The sequence below is a fragment of the Brachybacterium fresconis genome, from assembly GCF_017876515.1.
GTDB lineage: Bacteria > Actinomycetota > Actinomycetes > Actinomycetales > Dermabacteraceae > Brachybacterium > Brachybacterium fresconis.
In genome coordinates this window covers 4,364,846-4,389,573 of the sequence record NZ_JAGIOC010000001.1, presented here as the reverse complement: position 1 = coordinate 4,389,573, position 24,728 = coordinate 4,364,846, and the positions used below count along the sequence as shown (strand labels likewise).

Sequence of the window (24,728 nt, the reverse complement as noted above, 5' to 3'; positions counted from 1 at the left end):
ACCCGCGTCGGTACCTGCATGAGGAGTCATCACCTCCCTCCAACATCCCTGTCGGTGGGCATCGGTCCAGTACTGCCAAGCCATACGAGCATCCTAACAGCGCAGGTGAGCTCGGGTAGGAAGCTCGGGTAGGGGCGTTCGACAGCGCCCACAGATCACCGATTCACTCAAGCTTTCGTAGACTGGGACTCGTGGATCCTCGGCTGAAACTTCTGAGCACCGTCTCCTGGCGTTCGCGCCCCATCCCGGGCGAGCGCATGCGGACGCTGCTGCGCACCCTCGCCGAGGCAGGTCCCCGGGGCCTGTCCGCCGAGGCCCTCATCGACGCCATCTGGGCCGATGATCCGCCCGAACACCCGAGCAAGGCACTGCAGGTCCTCGTCTCCCGGACCCGAACCCAGACCACCGCCGAGGCCATCGAACGCACCACGACCGGCTACCGATTGGCACTGCAGACTGCGGACATCGACCTCTGGGCTCTCGACATCCTGACCACGGACGCCGAGGCTGCCCTGACCGTCGGGGACATCCCCCGAGCGCTGGAGCTGGCTCGCACTGCCATCGATCTCGGCGAGGATTCCCGTGCCGTTCGCGTCATCGCTGTGGCGACGGCGAAGCAGGGCCGGCACCGTGAAGCTCTGCCCGAACTCACCCGACTCCATGAGGCCAACCCCTTCGACGAGAAGCTCACCGCCGAATTCCTCCGTGCCCTCGCCGGTGCGAAGGGGACGCCTGCAGCTCTCCAGGCCTACGCCGACGTGCAGACTCGCCTGGCCGAGGACCTCGGTTCGAGTTCGGGACCCGCACTGCAGGCCGTCCACCAGGAACTCCTCGCCATGGACGAACCGGTCCGCTCCGGTGTGCGGTATGCGGCGACGAGCCTGCTCGGACGCGACGACGACCTCGAACAGGTCACCGGTCTCCTTTCCTCTGCCAGGCTCGTCACGATCGTCGGTCCCGGCGGCCTGGGCAAGACGACGGCAATGTCGGCCCTGCGACGGGCGTGGGAGAAGGAACACGGCAGTGGCTCCGTGGTCGGGTTGGCGCCGTCCGCTGTCGCGGCGCAGGTGCTCGCTGACGACCTCGGGATCAGATGCGAGAACACCGCGAAGTGGTGGCAGAACCACCTCATCCACGGCACCGACTTCGAGGCCGGTCAGCTCGTCATCATCGACGAAGCCTCCCTCGCCGGAACCCTCTCGTTGGACCGGATCACCCACCTGGCCGAACGAGTCGGGGCGAAGGCGCTGCTGGTCGGCGACTACGGCCAGCTCCAATCCGTGGATGCCGGCGGCGCCTTCGGGCTCCTCGTCGGAGATCGGAACGAGGCGCCCGAACTGGTCGACGTGCACCGCTTCACCCACGAGTGGGAGAAGACCGCCTCCCTCGCCCTGCGGCACGGGCGCACGCAGGTGATCGACACCTACCTCGACCACCACCGCATCCACGAAGGCGAGGCCGAGGCAATGACCGACGCCGCCTACACCGCGTGGCGTGCCGACCGGAACGAAGGCTTGGTGTCGGTGCTGATCGCTGAGACCCGCGACGACGTGAGCGTCCTCAACCAGCGTGCTCGTGCCGATCTGATTCTCGATGGCACGTTGAAGCCTGGTCGGGAGGTCGAACTGAACGACGGCACCACTGCCGGGGTGGGGGACACGATCATCACCCGCCGCAACGACCGGCGACTGCGCAACGCCAAGGACTGGGTGCGCAACGGCGACACCTGGACCATCAAAGACGTCCGCGACGACGGCTCAATCACGGTCCGCCCCACTGGACGTCGGTTCGGCGGCTCGATCATTCTCCCGGCGCCCTATGTGGCCGAGCACGTCGACCTCGGCTAGCCGAGGTGCCCCAAACACACTCACCTGTGTTCGTGCGCGTGTGCGCGCTTCCAGCCTACTCCGCCGTCGCTCGACGGCGCGGTCTATCTCGTCAGCCCTGTTGCTGTCGATATCCTTGAGACATGCACGAGGGGTCAGCGTTTACCAGCCAGCAGTGGCTCAGTGGGCTGCTGCCCGAGGTGAATTCCGCCCGGAGCGTACTCGCGTCCGCCGATCGCCTCCTGCGGCAAGACGGAGCCCTCGAACGTGACCTCGATGCTGTCCTAGCGACTTACTCGATCGGTGTCGAACGACTCATGAAGCTCGCGCTTGGCACCGCAGCCGTCTCCAGAGGAGAAGGCTGGCCAACGAAAATGGGCTTCACCCGTGAGGGCTGGGGCCATGCCTTGGATGAGATGGACGAGCGGTTACGCTCCGAACTCCGCGAGGCAGTCGAGTCTGGCGACTGGGAGCGGAAACAGATGCTGCGCAGCTGGATTTGCACCCTAGACAACGACCCCGTCTGGGCGGCGGTGGTGCGCACCCTGAGAAACTACGCAGACGCGGGCCGCTACCACCATCTCGACCAGGTGGCTGGCAAAGAGGTTAGCTCGCGATCATCGAGCGAGATGTGGGACGAGGCAGAGCGGGCGGCCATCGCCAGCTCATCTTCTCTCGCCGCCCATCACCAGCGAACGACGGAGGGCGCGGGCTTCGCGCCATTCGAACGCGAACTGCGCGCGGAAGTTGCCGACTCCATCAAACGCTGGGTTTCCATCGTCTGTTTGTGTGGCTTCCACGGCGTACTCGGTGAAGATTGGCGAGTTATCGGGGCTTCTGCGCTCCCCGATGATGCGTTGCCTGTCCGAGCGCTGCCGAACTGCGAGGCTCAGGCGTGACGATCCGCACGAGAGACTTCAGATGACGACTCTGCTGCCAGGTGAGTTTGAGGATGAAGAGCCCGACATCATCGAAGGGCAACTGTTCCGGGTCCTAACCAATGTCGATGGCTCAGTCTTGCTTGAGTTGCGGAACGGCAACACGGCCCGCGCCAACGGCTCGGGCCTGGCTGGTTTGCAGCCCGGAGACGTCTTCCTGCTTGCGGACGGTCGGGTCGAGCAACTCCCCGCTGAGTCATGGCCGGCTGGTGATCGCACTGGAACCGTCGTGTGGGCTGGGAACACCGATATCGTCGTGAAGTCAGCTGGCTCTACCTATAGCTTCCGGCAGCGAGCCGACGATCCCTTCAAGAAGGGGCAAACGGTTCGGCTCGGACCAGATGGCCAACCGATCGCCGTGATTGCAGACGAACCCATTGACGACCTCAGCATCCTCCGCGACGATGACTTCGACCCGGAGTCCCTCGTCGTCCGAAAAGAAGATAACACCACGTCCCTCGAGGATTTCGGCGGCAACACGACGCTCGTCCGCCGCACTCTCGACCTCGCGACCGTGGCGCTTTCGCCCGACGATCCATTGCGGACGATGGGAGTAAACCCGATCAAAGGCATGCTCTTCAGCGGCCCCTCTGGCACGGGAAAAACATTCCTTGCTCGGGCTCTCGCTGCCAAGCTCGATGCTTCTTTCTACAACGTCGGCGGGCCTATGATTGTCGACAAATTCGTCGGCCAGACTGAGCGTCGGCTCCGCGAAATCTTCGAGCATGCGCAAGTCAACGGTCCCGCGATTCTCTTCTTCGACGAGATCGATAGCTTGTACACGCAACGGGGCGAACACAACCACGAGGCAACCAACCGGCTCGTTGGACAGTTCCTGTCGCTCCTTGACGGCTTCGTGGCGTACGACCGAGTGCTCATCATTGCGACGACAAACCTTCCCGGAGCGCTTGATGACGCGCTCCTGCGCCCTGGACGACTGGGGCACAAGCTCGTCTTCTCCTTGCCGTCCGAGGATGACAGAGTTCAGATTCTCACGGCATCGAGTCGCAAGGTGACATTCCGAGAGGCGCCAGACCTGTCAGCGCTGGCCCAACTCACGGACGGCTGGACAGCGGCCGACCTCGCTGCGATCTGGACCGAGGCCGGTCTTGCCGCGACCCTCGACCATAGGAAATCCATCGCTTGGGAAGACATCCTCATCGGTGTTGAGGCGGTTGACCGCGACCGAAGAACCCAAGTGAAGGCAGAGTGATGGCTATCTGGAACCGCAAGCGCAATGAAATCCGTGACCGCCACCGCGAGTTCATCTATCTGGACGAAGTGAGTGTTGTCAGCCTTCTCGCCGGCCTTCAAGGCGAGATTAAGGACGCCGTCACCGATACCCTCTCGCGTACAGAAGACCACAGTTTAGGAGGGACCCTCGGCGCGGCGAAGGCCGGTGCCAGCGTGGAGTCACGCCTTGGCACATCGCGGAGCTCGACCAACGAAGTTGTCCGACGTGCGGTCATCCAAAGCACGTTCCGGGACCTCTGGCGACGCGACGTCGGGGTTCTCCTTCACGACATCTCGGGGATCAAGCGTAGGCTTCGCAAGCCGATCCACTCGTACCGCGATCTTGAAAATGCACTTCCACGTTTAAAGAAGGCGAAACTGGCCGTCCCCCTGGGCAACATCCACCGCGGCGACATCGTGGAGATGGACATTAAGGTAGAAGCCGATCAGTTCTTCAAGATGATCACGGTGGGTACCACATTCCTCGATCTCATGAACGGTCGAGAGGACCTGTTTGGCGTCTCGGCTGCGGACGTTCGTGAGGTCGCACCAATGATCGAGGTACTTAAGGAGCTTCTCGTTGGACTCGTTCCCATGCGGGGGGTAGCCACGAGCCACAGCGTCATCGAGGTGGCCGGTGAGCAGGTCGCAATCGCAACAGAGCTTCTAGGCAACGAAGTGCAGGGAGGCGCAAGACCTCTCGAACTGGTCGGCTTCGCTGAAGCCAACTCCTTCTGGCGCGACCTCCGTCGGACACTGTTCTCAGCTTCCACCTTCACCGTCTACGCCCGGGCCGAAGGACCTACGCTCACTTCACCATGGTCCCCGATCAAAATCGCGGACCTCCTCGAATCCCTGTCACCTGATCTCCGTGATGAGGTAGTGCTCCCACTACAACAGCTTAACCTCGGCAACACCCAGCTGATCGAGACTCCCGAGGCAGGGGCCACCGCTCAGTTTCAACTAAACAACTTCGCCGCTGCGCTCCAAGCGGCCTCGGGCGCAAGCCCTGATGCCGCTTCGGTCAATAGGGCCGTCGAAACTACCATTCCGGCACTCGCTTCTGCAACGACCATTGAGGAGCGGCGTCGCGCCTTTGAACCTGTCGCCCAGGCTGTAGCAGGCGAGAACGTCAACCGAGACCTACTGCTGACAATCAGAAATGACTGGATCAATCGACTCCCCACGTCCGCGCCGAACACCTCTACGGCTCCTCTTCAACAGCCCGAACCTTACGCGCCACCAGTTCAGCTCGAAGTCGGGTTCGTCGCACTGTACTGGTGAGCAACCAACCAGGCGGACACGCCATCTTCATCTTCCACGCGCGCTGTAATCCCTTACGCTCAGCGCGTGTCCACTTAGGACTTGACTGACGAGTGGGGCGAGATCAGATATGGATACCTGACATCTGATGACCGTCGACACAGATTGCCTTGCGCGCCAGCAGGTGAGTGCCCCGAGAACCGCTACAGGGGCTCTTCGCGGCTCGTGGTGAAGGAGAGCGTCGCGTCGCTGGCGTAGAACGGCCCGTGGTCCTGCTGTGATGGGTGTTGTCAAGACATCCACACCTCAGAGGACCACGAGCCTGTGCACGAGAATACTGGTTCGCAGCGAGATGCTGCGAGCACGATCTTCAACCTGCCCGACTACCACGTCGTCGACGCGATCGACCTGCCCGACGGAGGCCGTCGAGTGGTGATCGCCTCGACCGTCCCGCCCGGATGTCCGTCCTGCGGGGTGCTCGCGACCAAGGTCCACTCCCGCCGGTCCCAGCACGTCCGGGACGTGCCCGTGGCCGGGGCTGTGGAGGTGGTGTGGGCCAAGCGGCGCTGGTTCTGTCTCGAGCCGGCCTGCGCCCGGCGCACGTTCTGGGAAGCCACCGATCAGGTCCCCCACCGCGCGCGATCGACGATCCGGCTGCGAAACCAGATCGTCTCCGCAGTGATCACCTCGGGTCGGGCAGCCTCAGAAGTGGCCCGGGCCCATGGCGTCTCGTGGTGGCTGGTCCAGGCAGCGCTGGCCGCTGCCGCAGTGGTCCTGCCCACCGCCGAGGACGTGCCCGTGACGCGCCTGGGCATCGATGAGCACCGCTACCGTTCGGTGCGCTGGTTCCGCACCGATGAAGGTGCCTGGAGACGGTTCGAGCCATGGATGACGACCCTGGTCGACCTGACCACCGGGCAGGTCCTCGGCGTCGTCGACGGCCGGGACTCCACCGCCGTCGGGGACTGGCTGGCCCAGCGTTCGGACGCCTGGCAGGAGCGGATCGAGATCGTTGCGATCGACCCGTCGGCCGCGTTCCGCAAGGCACTGCGGACCTACCTGCCCCGTGCTGCGGTCTCGGTTGACAAGTTCCACCTCGTGAAGCTCGGAAATGACATGGTCACCACCGTCCGTCAGCGCCTGGCTCGCACTCATCGCGGTCGTCGGGGCCGGAAGGATGACCCGGCTTGGGCGCACCGGATGCTGTTGCTGCGCGGCGCTGACACCCTGAGCCCGCGTGCCTGGGAGCGGTTGGAGACGGTGTTCCGCACCGATGATCCCACCGACGAGCTCTCCGCCGCTTGGGGCATCAAAGAGCAGCTCCGCCGCCTCCTGGATACCGACACCCTCGCCCAGGCCTGGGACGAACGGATGCGGATGGGCTACTTCTCCCAGATCGCGAATATGCCCGAGGCGACCAAGCTCTACGACACCATCGTGACCTGGTGGGACGCGATCGAGGTCCTCATCGTCACCGGCGCGACCACCGCCCGAGTCGAGGCCGCGAACACCGGCATCAAGAACATCAAACGCACCGGCCGCGGCTTCCGAAACGCGGAGAACTACCGGACCCGTATCCTGCTGGCCAGCGCCGCGAAAACCGTAGCGTGAATACCCGCCCCAACAGGGTCATTCACCACGAACCGCGAAGAGCCCATTACCCCCGCAGTGGTCACTGCGGCACTGACGGATAATGCAGCCCAACGCCTCGCCGACCTCCCGGTCTGATCGGCGCCGGACCACGGCAACGCCCTTGCGGGGTATGGCTGGCGGCTACGACATCAGCCGATGGCCGATCATGGTCGCCCCATTGCCGGACGAGCTTCCAGTCTCGTGGCTGTGGCGGGTGGCCAACCGCTACGGCATAACCCCCGCCGCCACGCTGGCGGCGCTCGGCCTGCCCCAGGTCAACGCATCCGTCCCCCGGCTGGAGACCTACCTCCGCCAGCATGCGGACGCCCTCGCAGCAGCTCTCGGCACTCAGCCCTACTCCTACGATGAAGCGTTGTCGCGCAATGAGGCACTCGAGGTTGAGCTCGAGCGGTATGCGGTGAACTATCGGATCGGCCGGCTACCGGCGGCGACCATCAGGTTCTGTCCGCAGTGCCTGGCCGAGAGCGGAGGAGCTTGGCTCCGGTCATGGCGCCGGCGCACGCCCGCTGCCTGCCCAACCCACGAAGTACAGCTGCTCGTGCGATGTCCTGAGTGCGGCGCCGTGCCGTTCAGCAGATCGCTCTGGATGACCGCAGCGACTCCGCCCTGGATCTGCCCTCAACTAGCCGGCGAGCAGCCGCCGTCGCGACGACGCCGGAACCGCTGCGGCTACGACCTTCGTCAGGCGCCTACCGCCCCGCTGGGCGCCCTGGAGGCTGACGCGTTGGACAGGCTGCACACTTCCGCTGAGGCTGCCGCTGCGCATTCTCTGGAACCGGTGGACGTCGCGGGGTTCGGCGTGACTGCTCGCGATCATCTGGATGCGATCCTCGAGCTGATCGACGAGGACTCGGACCTCACGCAGGTCCTCACGCCTGATGCCACTGGGCACGATCGCCTGTCGTCGTCGGCGCGGCTGGCCTTCGAGGTCCTCAATCAGCCGACGGCCCACGCCGCAGCAGACATCGCGGACCGTCACGGCCTGCTCGATCCCAACGGCCGGCACACACCGATCGTGACCGACACGAGAGCACGGCGCCGGCCGCACAATCCCCTGCTGGCAGCCGTTCGCCTGCGGTCTCTGGAGGACGTGTTGTCGCCGACGACGCAACTGACCTTCCGCCTCGCCTCCTCCATGCCCCGCTATCCCGAATCAATCCCCCGGTGTCAGACAGAGGAGATCCAGTCTTGGCCCGGACAAGTCCCGCTGGAGATGATTCCACAGGTTCTCTGGCCCGGGACCCTCACACCCTGGATCCAGGACGACGACATTCCCGCCCGCGCCGCGTCCGCGATGTTGCTCGCCAAGATCGGCAGCACCCGACCCTGGTCCTTGATCGCTCTCGACCTGGGACTTCCCGCCAGCTTCGCCACGACCCCCGGCGCACTGGTCACCCGGATGCGCCGTAACGGCACTTGGCAGGCACTCCTGAAAGTACTCGAGAACCTCGCGACCAGACTCGCCGATTCCCCTCCACCGATCGACTATTCCGCACGGCGCTGGGCCGCCGAGCCGGCACTCATCGAGCAGGCCGTACAGGGTATCGAGATCGACGCGACGCCCGGGATCACGGTCGACCGTAATCAGCTGGCGGTGCTGCTCTGGCAGACCTACACGGGAGGCGACGCCCGCTACCACCCCGACTACGGCACCGACCCGTCCTCCGAGACCCCGGCCCCTTTGAGCAGATATGAGGCCGCACTGGTCACCGGCCTGATCGAGCGCGCAGCCGCAGAACTACATCACCTGACTGGGCAGCCCGATCACGGGCCGCTGGAGTGGCGGCCCCCTTGACTACCAGGCACGGGATCCCACTCCCCGAAGCTCCCAGAACAGTCCACGTCCCGGCAACAGTCGGAGTTGGAGGTCCTGCGACGAATCGCCCTTCAATCGGCCGACCTCGGGATCCTCCCGAACCTGGGCTGGGTAAGGGAACGTGTTGCGGAGCACGGCTACCCGTACCGAGAGATCGATGGAGAGCAGTGGCTCCACGACGTTCAAGGCGTGATTCAGCTCCTTCGACCGACTGCACGTTGCAGACATTCAACGTTCAGAGGCGATGCACCTTTGGCCACGGGTGCTCGCCATTCTTTCCTCCACCACGACTTCGCGCAGACCCTGGAGCGCTGGCACCTCGCGGGTCCCGACAACATCCCGACCCCACCTCGATCCCCTGATTCGACGATCGACCTATCGCACGCCCCACCGACGTCGACGACCTCACCTGAGCAAATCGCCCCATCGAGTACAAGACAGTCTGGAATCCTAGCTGCGACATGATGGCCAATCTTTAACTGACCTGACCTATGGATCGGTTTCCAGTTGACGTCGCTAGCCGATGGTCTTCATGGAAGGCTCATCGCATGCCCCGCCCGTACCCTCCAGAGTTCCGTGCCCGGGCCATCGCTCTGGTCCGCGAAGGCCGACAGGTCAAGCAGACCGCGCAGGACCTGGGCATCCACGAGGTCACCCTCCACACCTGGCTCCGACAGGACGACATCGACCACGGCCGTCGGCCGGGACGAAGCAGTCGCGAGTCTGCCGAGCTCCGCGCGGCGCGCGGCCGCGTCCGGCAACTCGAGCAGGAGATCGCGATCCTCCGCCGGGCCGCGACGTGGCTCGACGAGGAGGGAGGAGTCGCCCCAAAAGGGCGCACCCGGTGATCGACCGACTCGTCGACGCCGGAGCTCCAGTGCACACCTGCTGCCGCCTTCTGGGCGTCTCTCGCCAGGGCTACTACCGGTACCGAAAGCGTCCCACCAGCGCCACCGAGCTCCGCCGACGCTGGCTGACTGGACTGATCCGCGAGATCCACATCGCCTCCCGCGGCACCTACGGCTACCGCCGGATCCACGCAGAGCTCACCATGGGCATGAACATTCCCTGCTCGAGCCGACTCGTCTGGGTCCTCATGACCCGCGCCGGAATCGGTGGCCTTCCAGGCCCAGCCAGAATCAAGCGCCTCAAGGGGGTCGCCACCGCAGACGACCTGGTCAACCGCAAGTTCCACCGTCTCGCGCTGAACGAGCTGTGGGTCACGGACATCACCGAGCATCCCACCCGCGAAGGCAAGGTCTACTGCGCCGCCGTGCTGGATGCTTGTAGCCGCAAGATCATCGGCTGGGCTATCGACTCCAAACAGGACTCCACCCTGGTCGTCAACGCCCTGGACATGGCCATTCGAGCACGCCAGCCAGATCCTGGAGGGATCGTGCACGCAGACCACGGAGTCCAGTTCACCTCCTGGGTCTTCACTCAGAAGATCCGCTCCGCGGGCCTGCTGCCCTCGTTCGGGACCGTGGGAGACGGCCTGGACAATGCGATGATGGAATCGTTCTGGTCGAGCATGCAGATCGAGCTGCTGAACCGGAAGAAGTGGAAGACCCGGATCGAACTCGCGAACGCGATCTTCGAGTACATCGAGGTGTTCTACAACCGTCGTCGCCGGCACTCCTCACTCGAGTACGCGACACCCCACGACTACGACCTCGCCCGCACCCCGCGGGCACTCACCACCACCGGAAGCTAGCGACCAAGAGTGGAAACCAGGCCATAGGTCAGGTCAAACTGTCACCTGATAGTGCACCAGTCCCGGCGTCTGTATGGGTGCCTACCTCGCCGGGAGCGATGGCTTCGGTTTTCTGGATCGCTCCATCGAAGGAGAAGTGGATGTTCCGGGCTTTCCCGCGACAGACAGTTCCGATCAGTTTGTGGCGATCACGTGGGGTGACACTGTGCGGTGGACCTACTTTCAGGAGGGCGCGCGGCTCCCCGCGGAGGGCGCTGAAGCGTATGCCTACTACGAGACGGGCGACATCGCCGCGGCGTGCTACTCCTTCGGGCTAGGGAGCGTCGGCTTGATTGGTCCTCATCCGGAAGCCGACGCGACGTGGCTTGAGGATGCGAGCCTCACCGATCCGGATGGCGATGACTGGCAGTACGCACTTCCGCTCGTCGATCGCCTGTGCAACTGACCGGCGGGAAGCCAGCGCCGCCAGGGCACATCACAACGCACGGAGCGTGCCGTGGCTGCCGTACGCCCTCGCTGCCCGCTCAGGTCGCGGCGGCGACCGCGACCAGCTCCCCGGCGAGACCCGTCAGCCGGCGCGGCCCGGACCACACCGCGGTCAATGGCCGCGTGATGCCGCGACCTTCGAAAGGCACACGCAACAGATGCCCCCGCGCGAGATGATCACGCAGGGCCAGCTCGCTCAGCACCGCCGGGCCCACCCCCGCCGCCACCGCAACCCGCACCGCGGCATTGCTGCTGAGCACCTGCGCCGGCTCGACAGGCACGTGATCGGCGAGCAGCTCCTGCAGCGCCTCCCGGGTCCCCGAGCCCGGCTCCCGCACCACCAACGGCGTCGCGGCCAGCTCGCGCAGAGAGATCTGGCCCGTGCGCGAGGCCCACTCATGGTGCGGGCCGATGGCGACGAGCAGCTCGTCCTCCTGCACCACCCGCACGTGCAGCCGAACGGGCACGTGCGGCGTCTCGACGAAGCCGAGTTGCAGGCGGCCCTGTTGCACCTCGTCGATGACCTGAGCCGAGTTCAGCACCGAGACGTCGATCCGCGCACCCGGCACCCGCGCACGAACGGCCGCGAGCCACGCGGGCAGCAGGGTTTCCGCGATCGTCATGCTGGCCCCCACCTGCAGCCGCGTGGGCGGCGCGTCGCCGGTCTGGATCGCCCAGTCCCGCAATCCGTCTACCGACTCGAGCACCTCACGCGCGTGCCCGACGAGCGCACGACCGGGCGGCGTGGGCACCGCTCCTGCGGGGCGTCGTTCGAGCAGGGCGAGCCCGATGGACTCCTCGAGCTCCGCCACGGCCCGGCTCGCATTTGACTGCGCCATGCCCACCCGGCGCGCCCCGGCGCCGACGCTGCCCTCCTCCACCACCGCGACGAACAGCGCGAGGGTGCGGAGGTTCGGCCACCAGCCCTTCGGCACTCCCATATCGAAACCGTATGCCCCGGCATGATGATTGGCAACTGTCGCCCGCGGTGTGGGCGCTGTCAGACTGTTCGCATGCTCCAGCGCACACCTGCCCCACCTTCCACTGCCGCGCCCGTTCGCATCGGGAGGGTGCAGAAGTACTTCCCCGGCCTCCTGCTCTGCTTCGGCGCGGTCCTCATCGCGATGACCGTCAACGTCTTCCTGCCTGGCGTGAGTCCGCTCATCGTCGCGATCGTCGCCGGGATCGCGCTGACGAACGTGGTCCGACTGCCCGAATCGACCGCCCCCGGGATCACGCTGGCCTCCAAGAAGCTGCTGCGCCTGGGCATCGTCTTCCTCGGCCTGCAGCTGGTGATCTCCGACATCCTCTCGCTTGGCGCGCCGATGCTCGTGGTCATCGTGTGCATCGTCGGCGGCGGCCTGCTCGGCACGGTCGCGATGGGCCGGCTGCTGAAGATGCGCTCCGGGCAGGCGCTGCTCATCGCCTGCGGTTTCTCGATCTGCGGGGCCGCCGCGGTCGCCGGCGTCGAAGGGGTCACCGAATCCGACGAGGAGGACGTGGTCACCGCGGTCGCGCTGGTGGTGATCTTCGGGACGCTGATGATCCCACTCATCCCCTTCGCCAGCCAGATGCTCGGCCTGACCCCCGAGATGAGCGGCATGTGGGCGGGCGGTTCGATCCATGAGATCGCCCAGGTGGTCGCCGCCGGCGGCATCATCGGCAGCGGCGCACTGGGACTCGCGGTCATCGTGAAGCTCGCCCGCGTGCTCATGCTGGCCCCGGTCGTCGCGATCCTCAGCCTCCGCCAGCGCCGCCTCGGGCATTCCTCGGCCGACGGCAAGAAGCCGCCGCTGGTGCCCGTATTCATCATCGGCTTCCTGCTCATGGTCATCCTGCGCTCCACCCTCCCCCTGCCCACCGTCGTGCTCGACGTCGGCCACCTGCTGCAGACGGCGCTGCTGTCCGCGGCGATGTTCGGCCTCGGCTGCGGAGTGAAGATCCGCAACCTGGTGCACGTCGGGGCCCGACCGTTCATCCTGGCCTCCGCCTCGACGGTCCTGGTCGCCGGGATCGCCCTCGCCGGCGTCCAGATCAGCAGCCTCCTCGCCTGAGAACACCGCGCTCAGTCCGGAGCACCGCCCCGACCCCCACCAGACCGCCACGACAGACGCAAGGACACTCCTATGATCTCTACCCCACCTGCCCCCGTGATCGCCGCTGTGGACGGCTCCGATTCGTCCATAGTGGCGCTGCGCAAGGCCGCCGAGTACGCCGCAACGCTGCAGGCCGAGCTGCTCACCATCACCTGCTGGAAGGCCCCGGACTTCTACACCGGGACCATCGCCGGTGACGCCGAGATCTTCCGGACCGAAGCCGCACAGCAGCAGGAGGCAGCGATCGAGCGGGCGTTCCCCGGTGGCTGCCCGGTCACCGCCACACGCCGCCTCACCCACGGTCGCCCGGCTCCCGCGCTGATCGCTGCCTCCGAGCACGCCCAGCTGCTCGTGCTCGGCACCCGGGGTCACGGTGAGTTCGCGGCGCTGATCCTCGGGTCGGTCAGCCTGGAGTGCATCACCCACGCCCATTGCCCCGTGCTGACCGTGCGTGCGCAGTGAGATCCTCGCTGTCAGTCGCCTAGCCTCAAGGGGCCGCAGCGTGGCTCGCTGCGGCCCCTTGGACCTTATGCGTCAGGACGCAGAGATCGCGTCCTCCTCCCCCGGCCAAAGGCTCGCGCCGCTCCGTCTAGCCTGGATCAATGTTCCTGCGATTCCAGAGTGCGGTACCGAACAGCCGCGGTGCCTACCCCGGAATCTTCGCGATGACGAACGGCCTGCGCGACTCCGGTTTACTCACTGACGACGACGCTGAGTGGGTACGTCGCCATAACGCCCATGGCAACCGCGCCTACACCGATCCGAGCACTGTCGCCGCAGAGTGCTACAGCACGACGGTCAACCCCGGCGCACGGTCCGGGTTCAAGGACGACGCCTTGTCCCTCCTACAGATGGCCCGTCGCTACACCGTCCTCCTCGACAGGTACGAGGTGCCCTGGGTCGAGCTCCGCACCGAGCGCCCCGGCCGAATCGTCTACGACGATGCCGTGCAAGTCGTCGCGGTCCCATTCGTTCACGAGGAGCACTGGCCACTCCGCGCGCCGCATCGCAGTCTGTAGCGCCCACCACTCGCCTCCGCATCGAAGCCGACCGTTTACGGCACAGGCCGAGGTCTCGTACGCGGCTAGTGTGGATGGATAGGCACCTCTCGTACGACCAGCTCACGGGTACTCGACACCCTGACGCTGTCAAACGTAAAGGGTGCTCGACTCGACCCACCACCGACCGTTTGCGGTGCCTAGAAGCCGCCGGGTCCTCACCGGTGGAGCGGGCGTCTCGAAGCGAGGTTGTCCCCACCCTCGGGCAGGTACAGTCCCGACATGAGCGTTGATCCACGTGCCATGTCGGGGTTCGCAGGGACAGCAGACGCGTACGCACAGGGCCGTCCGAGCTATCCCGGTGAGGCAATCGACCACTTCACATCGACTTTCGGGCTCAATGACGAGAGCACCGTGCTGGATCTTGCCGCCGGCACAGGACAGCTGTCCGCCCTGGTGCGCACGTGAGTAGGTCGCACGATCGCGGTCGAACCGGCGCCAGCGATGCGAGCGAGGATCGCTGCCGACCTTCCGGACGTCGACGTCTTGGACGGAGTCGCGGAGGTGATCCCGCTCCGCGATGGCGAGGTGGACGCGGTCGTCGTCGGAGAAACATTTCATTGGTTCGACCCCTCTGTGGCTCTCACGGAGATCGCCCGCGTCCTTCGGCCTGGTGGCGGGCTCGCAATGCTGTGGAACACCTCGACGTGGACGATCGAGACCACGCAATGGCTCCGTGACTTCCAGCGGGTCGTTGCCCACCACAAAGCGGAAGCTGGCGAATACCCCAGCGGCCAGGGCAGGTGGCGCGACGAGTTCGAGCACTCGCACGAGTTCGAAGACCTCGAGCACACTGAATTCAGCCACACGCAGATCATGAGCCCGCGCGATCTTCTCGCGCGGGTGGCGTCGTGGAGCTGGATCGCGAACCTCGAGGAGACAGAGAGGCAAGTCGTCCTCGACGAAGTAGCGGCGCTTATCGAAGCGCAGGAAGAGATCGCGATCCCGTATCGCACCGACCTATACCTCACCCGTCGAATCCGGCCGGACTGAACAGGCATCCGCCGACCTGGAGGACAAGCAACTGCGCCCGCCGTGGCCAGCTCGAGGAATCTGACAACTTAGCGAGAATCTGCGCACGTGCCCGGCTGTCGCATCGCAGGTCAGTGCGCTGCGCTTGTGACAGATCGCGCGAGAACCTACAACTGTGTAGGTTTCCGTTTGATCTGTCGCTGTTCCACTTAGTTGGCACACGCGTGTCGCGCGTCCCATTTACGTGTCGCGCGGCGCACCCTTGATCCATGGCGCGGTCCACCTTGCTGGACACCGAACTTCGCTACGTCGCCGACGACGGTCGCGAGGTGACGACGTCTGTCCGCGATGCGGTGGCGACGTCTTTGAGCACCGCCCGACCGGTGCGGCGCGTGGGCTCTTACGCGGGGCAGCGGCACTACTCCGGAATGTTCTGGTCGGCGACCACCGGCGGACACGTGGCCTACGAGAGCCGCCTGGAACTGGATCGACTGTGGCTGGCCGACTTCGACCCGACAGTGACCTGGATCGCGGCACAGCCCATGTGGCTGCGGGGCCACGATGGTGCAGTGATCCGGCGGCATGCCCCGGATCTCCTGCTCACGCTGGCCGATCACAGCCTTGAGATGGTCGATGTCAAACCTCGCGTTCTTGCCCGACGCCCGAAGGTGGCCAGCGTCTTCGACTGGACCGCGCGCGTGTGCGAGACGCGGGGGTGGCGCTATCAGGTGTGGTCGGGCGCCGATCCGGTCCGCTTGGCGAACATTCGGACGCTTGCACTCGGCCGACGGCCGGGGCACGTGGACCCTGACGACCTTGCCCGACTCCGGGCAGTGGGCAAGGTCGAGATGACACTGGGCGCGGCTCTGGGGCAAGGTCCCCGCCCGGCGCAGATGGCCGCGGCGATGACTTTGCTGTGGACGGGACATTGGACCGTCGACCTCAGCGTGCCCCTCGGCCTCGCGACCCAGATCACCGGGATCCGGGAGGCGTCATGAGCGTGATCGAGATGAACGTGGGGAGCCGGGTGTGGTTCGAAGGCGAGCTGTGGCAGATCGTTGATCTCAGCGCGCGCACCGCGACTGTGAGCAGTGGCTCGACAATGAGGCGAGTCCTGCTCAATCACCTGGCCGCTTCCGCTCGGGTCGTCACCGAAGAGTCCACCGCCCAGCCGGACCGGGATGCCGGCCTGGAGCTGGGCAATGTCGTGCTCTCAAGCCTCACCCAGCAGCAACGTACACAGCTCGAACGCCGCGCCGAGGCGCTTCTAGCGATCGAGAACCCGGACGCCCGGCTGGCCACGGAGCGCGCTGACCGGCTCGCTGCGGCCGCAACAGAGCTGAGTGTGTCCAAACGCACCGTCCAGCGCTGGCTCACGAGCTACCGGGAGGCCGGTATCGCGGGCCTGGCCGACAGTCGATTGCTGGGGCTGCGCTCTCCGGGAGTGGATCCGCGATGGGACGCGGCCTGTCTCGCGGTGCTTGATGAATACACCGGGGCTTCCACGCCGACGATGAACGTCGTGCTCGACCGGATCCGTCACCGCGTCGAGGATGAGCACGGCTCGGGCGCGGTGATCTGCCCACCCCACACGACGGCGTATCGGCGCCTGAAGGCGCTCTCAAAGGGGCGGCACGCGTTCGGCAGCGCGAAGCAGCGCCGCTCGGTCGCTGGTCGTCCTCAAGGTCCGTACGGGCGGCTGCGGGCCACGCGGCCGGGTGAGTACGTGGTGCTGGATACGACGCCGCTGGATGTATTCGCGATGGAGCCAGTGACGCTGAGATGGGTACCGGTCGAGCTCACCGTGGCCCAGGACCTGTTCACCCGCTGCATCCTCGGCCTACGCCTGACCCCGGTTTCGACGACAGCTGCGGACGTGGCGAACGTGCTCTACCAGTGCGTGACTCCGCAGCCGGACGGCGACGATGACGGCGCGTGGCCCTTCCATGAGGTCCCGCGTAACGTGCTGATCGGCACGGAGGAACCTGATGGGATCTCACAGGAGCGAGCGGGCGGCTTGCCAGCATGCCTACCCGAGGCGATCGTGGTCGACCACGGCAAGGTCTACCTCTCCGCCCACGTGACCTCGGCTTGTGCCCGGCTGGGGATCACGATCCAGCCGGCGATCCCGCACAAACCTACCGACAAGCCCACCATCGAGCGGTTCTTCAAGACGCTGCGCGAGGGCCTGCTTCAACATCTGCCCGGCTACAAGGGCCCCGATGTCTACAACCGCGGCCAGGACATCGAGGACCAGGCTTTCTACTACGTCACGGAACTCGAGCAGATCATCCGCGAATGGGTCGGTCAGGTCCACCACCAGACCGCGCACCAGGGACTGTGTGTTCCAGAGGTGCCGGGCGCGGAGTTCTCGCCCGGGGAGATGTTCGAGATCGGCCTGGCCAAGTCCGGCGGCCTTCTGCTGTCAAGCTCTGTGGATCTGGCCTTCTCCTTCCTCGACGTCGCCTGGCGCACGGTCCAGCACTACGGCGTCGAGATCAACGGGCGCCGCTACGACGGTCCCGCGCTGAACCTGCATCGAAACCACAAGTCGCCGCATCAGGGCGCCCATGCAGGCAAGTGGCCGATCTTCGTCGATCACCATGATGTGCGCCGGGTCTGGTTCCAGGACCCCGACACCAAGGGCTTCGAGCCGCTGGAGTGGGAGCACGCCCCCGCGCTGGACCAACCGTTCTCCCAAGAAGCAGCGGAGTACACCAAGCGCCTGGCTCTGCAATCCCAGCGCCACGTGGACCCGAGGCAGGCCGTCCAAGACCTCTTGGATGCCTGGAGCCAGGACGCCGTTACCACCCGGCGTGGGAAGTCGCTGGCGCGGCGACTGAGTGCCACCCGTGCCCGCGAGGACGCTACGTCCCGCGACGAGCAGATGCCACGCGAGGCAGCCTCGATGCCCGGGGTGATCGATCTACTAGCCTCGGGATTTCATGGGGGCGTGGTCCCGACCGGCGGACGGCATGGAGAAAGGTGCTCCTGACCTGGAATGATACGGGGTGTTGAAGCTCGTATCGATCCACCGGAAGGAGCACCTTTCAGGTGTCCCAGCCTACCTTGTTCTTCTACCCCCGTCCGCGCGTGGACATCGCTGAGGTCCCGGCGGTCTCGCAGGCGGGTGCGGTGCTGCTGACCGACACGCTCCATGCCACTGGCCTGGCCGCTTCGCTGCGCGAAGCGCTGGGTCCCTGGACGAAACCGCTGGCCGAGCATCACGCCGCGAAAGTCCTGCTGGACCTCGCGATGACTCTCGCGATCGGCGGGGAAGTCGCCCGCGACACTGACCTGCTGCGGTGCGAGCCGGGACTGTTCGGGTCCGTCGCCTCTGCGCCGACGATCTCCCGCACACTCACTACCTTGGCCCAGGACGCCCCGGCGGTGGTCGAGGCGATCTCGAGGGCTCGCCGTGCCGCGCGCGAACGAGCCTGGACCATGGCCGGTGACCACGCCCCTGGCCACGGGGTCAGCGCGAAGAACCCGCTGGTCATCGACCTTGATGCCACACTGATCAACGTTCACAGTGAGAAGGAGCAGGCCTCACCGACGTTCAAACGCGGGTTCGGCTATCACCCTCTATGCGCGTTCCTCGATCACGGACAGGCCGGCACCGGGGAACCCCTCGCCATCGCCCTGCGCCCGGGCAACGCGGGATCGAACACCGCCGCCGATCACATCGCCGTCACGCGCGAGGCTCTCGCCCAGCTCCCGCCAGCCCTGCTGGGCCGGGGCGGGCGGGGGTCGAAGAAGATCCTGATCCGCACCGACGGAGCCGGCGGCACCAAGGACTACATCCAGTGGCTGACCACGCGGCGTCTGGCCTACTCGGTCGGGTTCACCCTCCCCGCACATACTCCTGACCTGCTGAAACGAGTTGACGAAGCAGACGCGTGGACGCCGGCCTATGACAGCGACGATGACGGGATTCGAGACGGGGCCTGGGTCGCAGACCTCACCGGGCTGCTGGACCTCGCAGGCTGGCCCGACGGGATGCGCGTCATCGTGCGGAAAGAACGACCGCACCCCGGGGCACAGCTGCGAATCACTGACCACGACGGGATGCGGATCACCGCGTTCGCGACCAACACCAGCCGCGGACAGCTCCCCGTTCTCGAGCTGCGTCACCGTCGCCGCGCGCGCTGCGAGGACCGGATTCGCAACGCGAAGGACATGGGCCTTGAGAAGTTCCCGCTGCAGGGATTCGCGCAGAACCAGATCTGGTGCCAGATCGTCCAGCTCGCCTCTGAGCTTGTCGCCTGGATGCAGACCATCGCCTTCACCAGCGGCGACGCAAGGAGATGGGAGCCCAAACGACTCCGCGCGCGGTTGTTCGAGATCCCCGCGACGCTCGTGCGGCGCTGCCGACACAAGGTCCTCCACCTCGCCCGGCACGCCCCGGAAGCCTCCACCGTCCTGACCGGCGTCAACCGGCTCCGCACCGCCGTCGCCCAGACCTGACCAGACGACTCAGCCGTCCCTACGATCTCCAGCTGCACGACCTCGGGCGTGGAACCCGACCGCCCGCAACGGACACTGCGACAGATCGTCACACCCAGATGCCAGAATCAGCAGCTGAACACCGGCAACGACGCCGGCCCACCCCACTCACGGGCGTCATGAAATTTCGAGGTTAGTCGCCGTCGCTCCGACCGAAACAGATTCTCGAAGCGCAGCGAGCCGCAAAGACACACCACCTTGGGTCGTTCGACAGCTTCCACTCGAGGGCCTCCTCGCTATGACGTGACGGACGATAGCGACGTTCGCACGCCCTCATCTCGCTCCCAAGGTATGCGCAAAGAGATCGCTGTGGCGCCGTAGGGCGCGCCCCGGCCAAAAGCTCGCGCCGCTCCGTCTAGTCTGGACCGATGTTCCTGCGATTCCAGAGTGCGGTACCGAACAGCCGCGGTACTTACCCTGGAATCTTCGCGATGACGAACGGCCTTCGCGACTCCGGTCTGCTCACTGAAGACGACGCTGAGTGGGTACGTCGCCAGAACGCCCATGGCAACCGCGCCTACACCGATCCGAGCACCGTCGCCGCAGAGTGCTACAGCACGACGGTCAACCCCGGCGCACGGTCCTGGTTCAAGGACGACGCCTTGGCCCTCTTGCAGATGGCCCGTCGCTACACCGTCCTCCTCAACAAGTACGAGGTGCCCTGGGTCGAGCTCCGCACCGAGCGCCCCGGCCGCATCGTCTACGACGATGCCGTGCAGGTCGTCGCCGTCCCATACGTTCACGAGGAACACTGGCCGCTCCGCACGGGAGATCACCGCCCTTCGAGTACGAGACCATCATGACCCAGAACGTCCCTCTGGCGTCCTAACCCCGACTCACCTGAACGTGCATCAGTCCTGCCCGACCTGCCCTGTCCAGGCATATTATCCCCGCAACGAATCCAGGAGCATGCCCCATGGACACCCAACTTCCGCCTTTCGGCGAGGACGCTCGGAGGCAGATTCTTACTAGCATCTGCGAGAACGGCGACGCTGCGGAGACGGACTTTCTTGAGATCAAGGGGCCCCTGGATCTGACGAAGCCCGAGGGTTTCTCGAAAGTTGCGAAGTTCCTACTCGGCGTCTCAAACCGAAAGCCGCAGGATGCTGCCCGCAACTTCGGCGGCTATGCGGTACTGGTGATTGGCGCGCAGAAGGATGCCGTTCCAGGCGTCCCCGCGGGTACAGAGCCCCATCAGCTTCGTGATCGGATCGAGAAATATCTGGGCCAGGGCTTCCCGCAGTTCATGTTTGAGCGTCTCCCCGCCGACCAGAACGACCGCGAGGTACTCTTCGTCCTCGCACCTCCGCCGACGGCAGGGCAGCCAGTCTTTCCGTGTTGGACCAGCTACCAGAGCGAGGCCAAAGACCGCAGGACCAAGGAGAAGAACAACCTTCGAGACGGGGCGGTGTACATACGCGATGGCTCTAGCTGTTGCGGGTCATGACGTTGTGGACGCCGCGTAGGGGATGAAGGAACGGGCCCCTGGGCTGCACGATGGGTGGTGCTGAAGCCAAACGTCGAGCAGGAGGAGACCCGTTCCATGCACCACCGTAATGCGCCACTGACCCCGGTCGGAAGACAGCGAGCAGTCGATCAGGTCATCGACTCCGGCCGCCCGATCGCCCATGTCGCCTCCGAGTTCCGCATTGCGCGGACGACCCTGTCGAAATGGGTCGCCCGCTACCGCGAGCACGGCGATGCCGGCCTCAAGGACCACTCCAGCGCGCCGGCGAACCGCCCGTCACGGCTGCCGGTCTGGGTGCTGGAGAAGGTCGAGCACTGGCGACGCAAGCACAAGTGGTCCGCGCGCCGGATCGCCCGCGAGCTCGCCGACGCGCACGGGTTCGCCTGCGCCGTGCGCACAGTGACCCGGTGGCTGGACCGCCTCGGGCTCAACCGCCTGCGCGACATTACCCCCGACGGCGAGAACCTGCGCTCACCAGGAAAGATCACTGCCCGCTACCCAGGACACATGGTCCACATGGACGTCAAGAAGGTCGGACAGATCCCCGACGGCGGGGGTTGGCGGGTCCACGGGCGCGGCAGCGAGCAGGTCCTCGCCGGCAAGCGTGCACGCAAGCAGGAGAAGGTCGGCTACACCTACCTCCACTCCATCGAAGACGGCTTCTCCCGCCTGTCCTACACCGAACCGCTCGAGGACGAGAAGGCCACCACGACGATCGGGTTCTTCCACCGCGCGAGGGTGTTCTTCGCCGAGCACGGCATCACGCGGATCACGCGCCTGGTCACCGACAACGGCCCGAACTACACCGCCTCGGCGTTTAGCCGCTCGACCTGCGCGTTCATCAGCAGGCACCAGCGGACCAGGGTCTACACACCCCGGCACAACGGCAAGATCGAGCGCTACCAGAGGATCCTCGCCGACGAGTGCCTCTACGCCCGTCCCTACGCCTCCGAGGCCGAGCGGCGCGAAGCGATCGCGGTCTGGGTCCATCACTACAACTACCATCGGCCCCACACCGCCTGCGGCGACCAGCCCCCGGCCTCACGCCTCCACACGGGCGTCGACAACGTCATGACCAACTACATCTAGCACACGCCCGGCGAAGGCCGCCGAGCTCATGGCGCTCATCGCACGGGGGTCGGGGCGGTCGCCGGTGAATGTCGAGCTCGGGGCTCCGGGCCCCGTCTCTCGCGTCGAGCGGATGGACGAGCTCATGGAGATGCTTTACGACCACGAGGAGCAGACGTTTCTGGATTCTCCAACAAAGGATTCGGCAGCGCCGCGGCTTCCCGCATCCTTGCAGTTCCACGCAGGACCCGAGTCGCTCTCCACAGAACAGCAAGAGGCCCGCCTCGACCTCTGGCGGAGCGGAAGGTCCGACAGAGTGGCGACCGGCAAGACACGCCTGCTCGGTGCAGCTCTACCCGCGACGTTGCTCTCCGTAGTCTGCGACAGGTACGTGTCCCAGCCCCGGCTCACAATGGTCTTCCAAGGTTGCGAGGCAGCAGACTGGCGCGAGGTGGATGGCTTGACGTTTGGAATGGTGGTTAAGAGCATCGTCCCTACTCAAGGGTTCGCGACCGCCCTGACGGATGAGTTCGAAGAGCTCCCTCTGATCAGCCGCGAGCGCGAGGTCCATTGGCGCAATGTCGGGGAAGACGTCGAGATTGAGCTATCCCCCGACTCTTTCCGACCGCAGAAGGCATGGTCGATCGACCATGACGAGCTCGTCGTTGTTGCGCGGGACCCGCGAGCCCAGGGGGTGCAGGTGACTTGGTCACTGACGGAAGAGGGCTCCGACGATGTCACCGAAGGCAAAATTTTCGTCACGACTGCGGACGCCATAGACGCGCTCGAGCTGGTTCAGCGAACCATTACTCGCCCGTGAAATAGAGGTCCCGGTGTCCTTGCCCGTCGCTTCTGGCTGCCACGATTGCCTCGACGAAATTCTGAGGAATCCGACACTTCGTGAGAATCCAGCCGCGTACCGGTCTCGTCACACCGCAGGTCACAGCACCGCACTTCTGACAGATCGCGCGAGAACCTACAACGTTGTTGGATGTTCTCGGCAAGTTGGCAGCAGTCTCATCGATCAGTCAGTTGGCAACGATGGGGGACGTGGGCGATGCACCGGGCGTGCGGGACCTCGCTTCCGGCGAGCAACTCGGCGACCGCGGCTTCGTGGAATCGTCGCCGACCCACGCGCGGCTGACCCAGCCGGCCTTCGGACGAAAGCGCCCGGTCTCCGGCAGGCCGGCGGCGGCACGTGTCCTCAGCAGCGCCGGATCAGCAGTCGGCTCGTCGATGAGCGGCGCTGAGCGGGTGCTAACGCGCCGAGGCCGGCTCATGCCGATTCACGCACGGGGCGGCAGGTGTACGGCGTGGTGGTCGATACCTTGATCATTCCGGCGCGCTCGAGGATCGGTCGGGAGAACTCGGTCGAGTCGCTGTGGACGAGCGACTTGCCCTGGCGCAGAGCGGAGCGAGCCCTCGCGGCCGTGAGCGCTCGATAGATGCCCCGGCCCCGGTACGCCTTCAGCGTGGCTCCACCCCAGATGCCGACGAAGTCCGTCCCGGTGACCGGCTCCAGTCGGCCGCCGCAGACCATGCGGCCCTCGGTCTCCGCGACCCAGAGCTCCATGCCGTCGCCCAGCGCCGGTCGCGCCAGGAGCGCATCGCCGCTGCTCGGGTCCGGGTCGACGCCGAATGCTTCGTCGACCATCGCGCTCATGGCGCGGACCTCGGCCTCGGAGGTCACGCGTCGTATCGTGACCCCCTCGGGCCCGTCGACGTCCTGGCAGAGTGCTTCGAGCGGGCCGATCATGATCGATTCGGTCTCACCGCGCTCGAAACCGTGAGCGATCAGTGCCTCGTGCAGACCGGGGGCGAGGTCGTGGCCTCGGGTCTTCCATTCCACGCGCGTGATGCTCGGATCCGCCTGATAGTGCTCCAGCGCACTGGCGACGAGATCGCGGATCGCCTGCGCGTCCAGTTCAGCGAGGTCGCGGTAGGTGATGAAGCCCCGGCCGCCCGCGAACGTCACCAGATGCAGCGGGCCGAGCCGCCTCACGCCGGTCGCGCTCGGGGCCTCCGCGTCCGTGCGCAGCTGTTCGTCGTAGGCGGTGAGGTACTGCGCGGGTTTCGTCATCGGCACCATGCTGTTCCGGCCACCAGGCTCTGGCAATGCATTTTGTGGGCGTCGAGGCGCTCGGGAGCCGGGTGGGATGAGGATGCGGATCAGGGAGCGTCGAGGGCGACGAAGAGGAAGCACACGAACGCGGTGCACGCGCCCATGTCGGTCGGGAGCAGCTCGGCAGGAGTGTCGGGCGACCACGGTGGCTCGCTCACGACCGCGATCCGAAGACCGGCCCCGAGGAACGCATCAATCACGGCATGCAGCGGACGATGCCAGGAGGTCAGGACCGCGCTCTGCCCGTCGAACTCGGACTCTTCGGAATACCGGGTGACGGCGAAGTAATCGTGCCCCGGGTAGGTGACCAAGCAGCCACCGGCAGATCCGCGTCTACGCCCAGACGCTCACGCGCCAGGTCGATCATGCTGGGACTGAGGTCGAAGCCGCTCACGATCGCGCCCTTCTCGCGCAGAGCGGCGGTCAGGGGCCCCGCTCCGCACCGGGCGTCCAGGACGCGTCGCCCTCGACGTCCCCGGCGAGGTCGACCATCGCCGGTCGCTCGCACC

Annotated in this window: 23 protein-coding genes and 1 pseudogene; 20 read left to right on the top strand and 4 right to left on the bottom strand. The window is 65.8% G+C overall.

Annotated elements, in window-relative coordinates; all coding sequences use genetic code 11:
* Nucleotides 1-257: 257 nt before the first annotated feature.
* The 8 genes and pseudogenes from JOF44_RS21050 to JOF44_RS19440 form a co-directional block, all read left to right on the top strand.
* A pseudogene (locus JOF44_RS21050) lies at nucleotides 258-1,844 on the top strand (AAA family ATPase); the annotation flags it as partial.
* A 125-nt stretch (nucleotides 1,845-1,969) separates the two neighbouring features.
* The gene (locus JOF44_RS19470) at nucleotides 1,970-2,725 is read left to right on the top strand and encodes a hypothetical protein (RefSeq protein ID WP_209895295.1); all 756 of its coding nucleotides are present in this window, start codon (nucleotides 1,970-1,972) and stop codon (nucleotides 2,723-2,725) included.
* Nucleotides 2,726-2,747: 22 nt separating this feature from the next.
* Nucleotides 2,748-3,977, top strand: coding sequence for an ATP-binding protein (locus JOF44_RS19465; protein WP_209895292.1), 1,230 nt, complete (start codon nucleotides 2,748-2,750; stop codon nucleotides 3,975-3,977).
* A complete protein-coding gene (locus JOF44_RS19460) occupies nucleotides 3,977-5,281 on the top strand; it encodes a DUF6414 family protein (protein WP_209895290.1) in 1,305 nt (434 codons plus the stop codon). The genes JOF44_RS19465 and JOF44_RS19460 overlap by 1 nt, the downstream gene beginning before the upstream one ends.
* Before the next feature lie 303 nt (nucleotides 5,282-5,584).
* A complete protein-coding gene (locus JOF44_RS19455) occupies nucleotides 5,585-6,871 on the top strand; it encodes an ISL3 family transposase (protein WP_209895288.1) in 1,287 nt (428 codons plus the stop codon).
* Between the two features lie 151 nt (nucleotides 6,872-7,022).
* Nucleotides 7,023-8,708, top strand: a complete 1,686-nt coding sequence (locus JOF44_RS19450; RefSeq protein ID WP_209895286.1) for a TniQ family protein — start codon at nucleotides 7,023-7,025, stop codon at nucleotides 8,706-8,708.
* A gap of 569 nt (nucleotides 8,709-9,277) precedes the next feature.
* A protein-coding gene (locus JOF44_RS19445; protein ID WP_209895284.1) for an IS3 family transposase occupies nucleotides 9,278-10,443 on the top strand; the annotation gives its coding sequence in 2 pieces (ribosomal slippage) (nucleotides 9,278-9,554 and nucleotides 9,554-10,443; 1,167 coding nt in all).
* Nucleotides 10,444-10,516: 73 nt separating this feature from the next.
* Nucleotides 10,517-10,888 (top strand): hypothetical protein, encoded by a 372-nt coding sequence (locus tag JOF44_RS19440; protein WP_209895282.1) that lies wholly within the window; start codon nucleotides 10,517-10,519, stop codon nucleotides 10,886-10,888.
* 79 nt (nucleotides 10,889-10,967) lie between these two features.
* Here the strand turns inward: JOF44_RS19440 and JOF44_RS19435 are convergent, their stop codons facing one another.
* Nucleotides 10,968-11,870 (bottom strand): LysR family transcriptional regulator, encoded by a 903-nt coding sequence (locus JOF44_RS19435; protein WP_209895281.1) that lies wholly within the window; start codon nucleotides 11,868-11,870, stop codon nucleotides 10,968-10,970.
* A gap of 129 nt (nucleotides 11,871-11,999) precedes the next feature.
* Here JOF44_RS19435 and JOF44_RS19430 point away from each other — a divergent pair, with 129 nt between their 5' ends.
* The 12 genes from JOF44_RS19430 to JOF44_RS19375 all read left to right on the top strand — a co-directional run bounded on the left by JOF44_RS19430 (nucleotide 12,000) and on the right by JOF44_RS19375 (nucleotide 22,917).
* Entirely contained in the window at nucleotides 12,000-12,983 is a 984-nt protein-coding gene (locus tag JOF44_RS19430) for a YeiH family protein (protein WP_342591858.1), read from the top strand.
* A 72-nt stretch (nucleotides 12,984-13,055) separates the two neighbouring features.
* Complete coding sequence (locus tag JOF44_RS19425; protein ID WP_209895277.1) at nucleotides 13,056-13,487, top strand: universal stress protein; 432 nt, start codon at nucleotides 13,056-13,058, stop codon at nucleotides 13,485-13,487.
* 140 nt (nucleotides 13,488-13,627) lie between these two features.
* Nucleotides 13,628-14,044, top strand: a complete 417-nt coding sequence (locus JOF44_RS19420; protein WP_209895275.1) for a hypothetical protein — start codon at nucleotides 13,628-13,630, stop codon at nucleotides 14,042-14,044.
* A 261-nt stretch (nucleotides 14,045-14,305) separates the two neighbouring features.
* Complete coding sequence (locus JOF44_RS19415; RefSeq protein ID WP_209895273.1) at nucleotides 14,306-14,491, top strand: hypothetical protein; 186 nt, start codon at nucleotides 14,306-14,308, stop codon at nucleotides 14,489-14,491.
* Between the two features lie 12 nt (nucleotides 14,492-14,503).
* Nucleotides 14,504-15,076, top strand: coding sequence for a class I SAM-dependent methyltransferase (locus tag JOF44_RS19410; protein WP_342591893.1), 573 nt, complete (start codon nucleotides 14,504-14,506; stop codon nucleotides 15,074-15,076).
* Between the two features lie 248 nt (nucleotides 15,077-15,324).
* Complete coding sequence (locus tag JOF44_RS19405) at nucleotides 15,325-16,053, top strand: TnsA-like heteromeric transposase endonuclease subunit (protein ID WP_209895269.1); 729 nt, start codon at nucleotides 15,325-15,327, stop codon at nucleotides 16,051-16,053.
* Nucleotides 16,050-18,050 carry a helix-turn-helix domain-containing protein gene (locus JOF44_RS19400; protein WP_209895267.1) on the top strand — a complete coding sequence of 667 codons (2,001 nt, stop codon included), beginning with the start codon at nucleotides 16,050-16,052 and terminating at the stop codon, nucleotides 18,048-18,050. Before JOF44_RS19405 ends, JOF44_RS19400 begins: the two co-directional genes overlap by 4 nt.
* A 59-nt stretch (nucleotides 18,051-18,109) precedes the next feature.
* Nucleotides 18,110-19,522, top strand: a complete 1,413-nt coding sequence (locus JOF44_RS19395) for an IS1380 family transposase (protein WP_417281547.1) — start codon at nucleotides 18,110-18,112, stop codon at nucleotides 19,520-19,522.
* A 407-nt stretch (nucleotides 19,523-19,929) separates the two neighbouring features.
* Nucleotides 19,930-20,364, top strand: coding sequence for a hypothetical protein (locus JOF44_RS19390; RefSeq protein WP_209895265.1), 435 nt, complete (start codon nucleotides 19,930-19,932; stop codon nucleotides 20,362-20,364).
* 113 nt (nucleotides 20,365-20,477) lie between these two features.
* Nucleotides 20,478-21,008 carry a hypothetical protein gene (locus JOF44_RS19385; protein ID WP_209895263.1) on the top strand — a complete coding sequence of 177 codons (531 nt, stop codon included), beginning with the start codon at nucleotides 20,478-20,480 and terminating at the stop codon, nucleotides 21,006-21,008.
* 96 nt (nucleotides 21,009-21,104) lie between these two features.
* Nucleotides 21,105-22,118 (top strand): IS481 family transposase, encoded by a 1,014-nt coding sequence (locus JOF44_RS19380; protein ID WP_209895261.1) that lies wholly within the window; start codon nucleotides 21,105-21,107, stop codon nucleotides 22,116-22,118.
* A 112-nt stretch (nucleotides 22,119-22,230) separates the two neighbouring features.
* Nucleotides 22,231-22,917, top strand: coding sequence for a hypothetical protein (locus JOF44_RS19375; protein ID WP_209895259.1), 687 nt, complete (start codon nucleotides 22,231-22,233; stop codon nucleotides 22,915-22,917).
* A gap of 456 nt (nucleotides 22,918-23,373) precedes the next feature.
* Here JOF44_RS19375 and JOF44_RS19370 read toward each other — a convergent pair whose 3' ends face one another.
* From JOF44_RS19370 to JOF44_RS21205, 3 genes are all read right to left on the bottom strand, one after another.
* A complete protein-coding gene (locus JOF44_RS19370) occupies nucleotides 23,374-24,177 on the bottom strand; it encodes a GNAT family N-acetyltransferase (RefSeq protein ID WP_209895257.1) in 804 nt (267 codons plus the stop codon).
* Between the two features lie 89 nt (nucleotides 24,178-24,266).
* Entirely contained in the window at nucleotides 24,267-24,530 is a 264-nt protein-coding gene (locus JOF44_RS20895) for a hypothetical protein (RefSeq protein ID WP_245349026.1), read from the bottom strand.
* A complete protein-coding gene (locus JOF44_RS21205; RefSeq protein ID WP_342591857.1) occupies nucleotides 24,446-24,727 on the bottom strand; it encodes a methyltransferase domain-containing protein in 282 nt (93 codons plus the stop codon). Before JOF44_RS21205 ends, JOF44_RS20895 begins: the two co-directional genes overlap by 85 nt.
* Nucleotide 24,728: the final 1 nt, after the last annotated feature.

What these genes read in the sequence shown, in the direction of transcription:
- JOF44_RS19470 (WP_209895295.1), top strand. Translation starts at nt 1,970, where the DNA reads ATGCACGAGGGGTCAGCGTTTACCAGCCAGCAGTGGCTCAGTGGGCTG.
- JOF44_RS19465 (WP_209895292.1), top strand. Translation starts at nt 2,748, where the DNA reads ATGACGACTCTGCTGCCAGGTGAGTTTGAGGATGAAGAGCCCGACATC.
- JOF44_RS19460 (WP_209895290.1), top strand. Translation starts at nt 3,977, where the DNA reads ATGGCTATCTGGAACCGCAAGCGCAATGAAATCCGTGACCGCCACCGC.
- JOF44_RS19450 (WP_209895286.1), top strand. Translation starts at nt 7,023, where the DNA reads ATGGCTGGCGGCTACGACATCAGCCGATGGCCGATCATGGTCGCCCCA.
- JOF44_RS19440 (WP_209895282.1), top strand. Translation starts at nt 10,517, where the DNA reads ATGGGTGCCTACCTCGCCGGGAGCGATGGCTTCGGTTTTCTGGATCGC.
- JOF44_RS19435 (WP_209895281.1), bottom strand. Translation starts at nt 11,870, where the DNA reads ATGGGAGTGCCGAAGGGCTGGTGGCCGAACCTCCGCACCCTCGCGCTG.
- JOF44_RS19425 (WP_209895277.1), top strand. Translation starts at nt 13,056, where the DNA reads ATGATCTCTACCCCACCTGCCCCCGTGATCGCCGCTGTGGACGGCTCC.
- JOF44_RS19420 (WP_209895275.1), top strand. Translation starts at nt 13,628, where the DNA reads ATGTTCCTGCGATTCCAGAGTGCGGTACCGAACAGCCGCGGTGCCTAC.
- JOF44_RS19415 (WP_209895273.1), top strand. Translation starts at nt 14,306, where the DNA reads ATGAGCGTTGATCCACGTGCCATGTCGGGGTTCGCAGGGACAGCAGAC.
- JOF44_RS19405 (WP_209895269.1), top strand. Translation starts at nt 15,325, where the DNA reads ATGGCGCGGTCCACCTTGCTGGACACCGAACTTCGCTACGTCGCCGAC.
- JOF44_RS19400 (WP_209895267.1), top strand. Translation starts at nt 16,050, where the DNA reads ATGAGCGTGATCGAGATGAACGTGGGGAGCCGGGTGTGGTTCGAAGGC.
- JOF44_RS19390 (WP_209895265.1), top strand. Translation starts at nt 19,930, where the DNA reads ATGTTCCTGCGATTCCAGAGTGCGGTACCGAACAGCCGCGGTACTTAC.
- JOF44_RS19385 (WP_209895263.1), top strand. Translation starts at nt 20,478, where the DNA reads ATGGACACCCAACTTCCGCCTTTCGGCGAGGACGCTCGGAGGCAGATT.
- JOF44_RS19380 (WP_209895261.1), top strand. Translation starts at nt 21,105, where the DNA reads ATGCACCACCGTAATGCGCCACTGACCCCGGTCGGAAGACAGCGAGCA.
- JOF44_RS19375 (WP_209895259.1), top strand. Translation starts at nt 22,231, where the DNA reads ATGGACGAGCTCATGGAGATGCTTTACGACCACGAGGAGCAGACGTTT.
- JOF44_RS19370 (WP_209895257.1), bottom strand. Translation starts at nt 24,177, where the DNA reads ATGACGAAACCCGCGCAGTACCTCACCGCCTACGACGAACAGCTGCGC.